Origin of the sequence: Hydrocoleum sp. CS-953, assembly GCF_002260545.1 — a bacterium.
In the GTDB taxonomy this organism is placed as follows: Bacteria; Cyanobacteriota; Cyanobacteriia; order Cyanobacteriales; family Microcoleaceae; genus Trichodesmium.
The window spans coordinates 1-2,807 of record NZ_LGSU01000340.1; the positions used below are offsets into that span (position 1 = coordinate 1).

At 35.4% G+C, this 2,807-nt stretch carries 3 protein-coding genes; 2 read left to right on the forward strand and 1 reads right to left on the reverse strand.

Features of this window, described 5'->3' with window-relative positions; all coding sequences use genetic code 11:
• Positions 1-36: 36 nt before the first annotated feature.
• Complete coding sequence (gene mazG / locus AFK68_RS03160; protein ID WP_094671561.1) at positions 37-834, forward strand: nucleoside triphosphate pyrophosphohydrolase; 798 nt, start codon at positions 37-39, stop codon at positions 832-834.
• Positions 835-1,019: 185 nt separating this feature from the next.
• Here the strand turns inward: mazG and AFK68_RS03165 are convergent, their stop codons facing one another.
• Positions 1,020-1,841, reverse strand: coding sequence for an alpha/beta hydrolase (locus AFK68_RS03165; RefSeq protein ID WP_094671563.1), 822 nt, complete (start codon positions 1,839-1,841; stop codon positions 1,020-1,022).
• A 106-nt stretch (positions 1,842-1,947) separates the two neighbouring features.
• Here AFK68_RS03165 and gcvH point away from each other — a divergent pair, with 106 nt between their 5' ends.
• Complete coding sequence (gene gcvH / locus AFK68_RS03170; RefSeq protein WP_094671565.1) at positions 1,948-2,346, forward strand: glycine cleavage system protein GcvH; 399 nt, start codon at positions 1,948-1,950, stop codon at positions 2,344-2,346.
• Positions 2,347-2,807: the final 461 nt, after the last annotated feature.

A 2,807-nucleotide genomic window follows, 5' to 3' on the forward strand; every position in this document is an offset into this window, starting at 1 on the left:
ATACTATATCAATATTAAAAAACTTATTTATTTAACATGAATTCGACATTATCTGCATTACAAGAACTAATAGAAATAGTAGCTAAATTACGTTCTCCAGAGGGGGGTTGTCCGTGGGATTTAGCTCAAACTCCAGAAACTTTAACTCCTTATATTGTTGAAGAAGCTTATGAAGTTGTAGATGCCATAAAAGGTGGGAATAAAGAAGCAATAGTTGATGAGTTAGGAGATTTATTATTACAGGTAGTTTTGCAAGCACAAATAGCTAGTGAAACCAATGATTTTACTTTAGCTGAAGTTGCTGAAAATATTAGCAAAAAAATGATTAGAAGGCATCCCCATGTATTTGGAGATGTGAAAGTAAATAGCACTGAAGAAGTTAAACAAAATTGGGAAGAAATTAAGGCAGCAGAAAATGGGGAAACTAATGATTTACTTAGTAAAAAATTAGGCAGATATGCTCGGCAGTTACCTCCACTTTTGGCAGCAATGAAGATTTCTAAAAAAGCTGCTGCTGTTGGTTTTGAATGGGAAAATGTTGATGGAGTTTGGGAGAAGTTTCACGAAGAAGTAGGAGAATTTGAAGAAGCTTTAAAGTCAGAAGATAAGGAACATCAACAAGCAGAAATGGGAGATATTTTGTTTGTTTTGGTGCAGTTGGCAAGGTGGTATAATTTAAACCCAGAACAAGCATTACAAGGAACAAATCATCGGTTTTTGAAACGATTTGCTTTGCTAGAAGAAATGTGTGAGCGACCTATTTCGGAATATAGTTTGGCAGAGTTTGAACAAATGTGGCAAAAGGCAAAAGCAGAATTAGCAATGGATAATTGATAATGGATAATTGATAATTAGAGAAAGTTTTCAGGCTAAAAGTAGGGAACAGAGATTACCTTAAATTCGACTTTTTCCAAAAATATTGGATTCTCTTGACTAATTGACTTCTGCCAGAAACCGGGTTTGTTAGAAAAAAATTTCAGTATGGTAAAGTATCTAAATACAAACCCGGTTTCTACACTTTAGTTTCGTTCTATCAACTTAACAAACTCACCAATAACCTTGACATATTCTTCCCCCGCCACCTCTAATAAATTATTATGACCAGCACCATCAACCCACAAAGAAAGCTTAGGTTGATTAGCTGTAGCAAAAAGTTTTTGCCCCTGAGAAAAAGGAATTACTAGGTCAACATTTCCGTGCATTACCAATACCGGGCAATTAACATTTTTAATCTTGTCAATACTGGGAAATTTGTCAAAGGGATAAATAGGGATGCGCGTCACTACCCTAAAGGCCGTTGTAAATGAACTTTCTATGACCAAACCAGCTACAGGTTTACGAGATGCCAAATCTACTGATGGCCCCCCACCCACTGAACGTCCATAAACAATAATTTGATTTGCAGGTATGCCTAATTTTTGGGTCAAATATTCATAAGCAGCATTAATATCTTCATAAGCGCCCTCAACTGAAGGTTTTCCCTGACTTGTACCATAACCCTGATAGTCATAGGAAAATATATTAAATCCAATATCTCGCAAATCTCGTAACCGGGGTAAAATTCGCCCCAGGTCTTCAGCATTACCATGACTGTAGAGAATAGTATATTTTGCCTTGGGTAATGGTAAATAAATTCCTGTAATTTGGACTCCATCGCCAGACTCAAGCTTGACAAAATCCTGGTTTTCCTGATAGCTAGATGGACGAGGTAAAAAAATTAACCGATCTGAGAAAAAGAAAGCATACAAACCAATAAGGATATAAATAATTAGTGTAGAGCGAATTAATCTAAGAATAGAAAATTTTCCTACCAGTAGTCTTATAATATTTTTCTTGTCCATAAGAATTGGCTCTTTACCTTATATTATTCTTTACAGAATAATTTTTAATGCAAGTCCAGTCTTGCTTTAACTGACATAATTTGTACTATTTTTAGTGAGGAACTAAATGACACTAGAATTTCCAGACGACCTCAAGTATCTTGAAACCCACGAGTATGTAAGAATGGATGGCGAAATTGCCACTATTGGTATTAGTGCCTTTGCTATTGAGCAATTGGGGGATATTGTATTTCTGGAACTTCCAGAGGAGGGAGACCAAATAGAAAAAGAAGGGTCTTGTGGCAGCATTGAGTCTGTAAAAGCAGTTGAAGACCTGAAAGCTCCTGTTACTGGTACAGTAGTAGAGCGTAATGAAGAAGTATTAGAAAGTCCAGAAAGGTTATCAGATGAAGACCCATATATAGAGGGTTGGCTCCTCAAGGTTCGTGTTAAAGACCCTGATGAATTAGAGGGAGATGATGTTTTCTCTGCTGACAAATATCGTGAGATGGTAGAGGGAGAATAGTATGGATAATGGATAATTGATAATGGATAATTGATAATTGATAATTGATAATTGATAATGGATAATTGATAATGGATAATTGATANATAATTCATAATTAGAGATAGTTTTCATTATTACTGGAGAGTACAAAATTATCCTAAAAAATAATTTGCTTTTAAGGCTGAAATTATTGCTGGAAAAGGTTTACAGCACCTAAAGTTTTGAATAGAAAGTTTATAACTTTTAGATAGCTGAAAGCCTTAGCTAGCAATAGTTATTTCTAGAAATTTGCACTGTCCAGTTCATTATTAATTATTGCTCTGCTGATTAAATGCTAAAGCCTTTATCTGTCAAGGCTTTAGCATTTTTAGTTCGGGAAAAAGTACCTACTTTTGAGCTGCTTTATACTCAAAAAGTTAGGATTTTGGGCACATAGTTGAGCAAAAAAATTACTCCCCTACTCCCCCGCTCCCCTACTC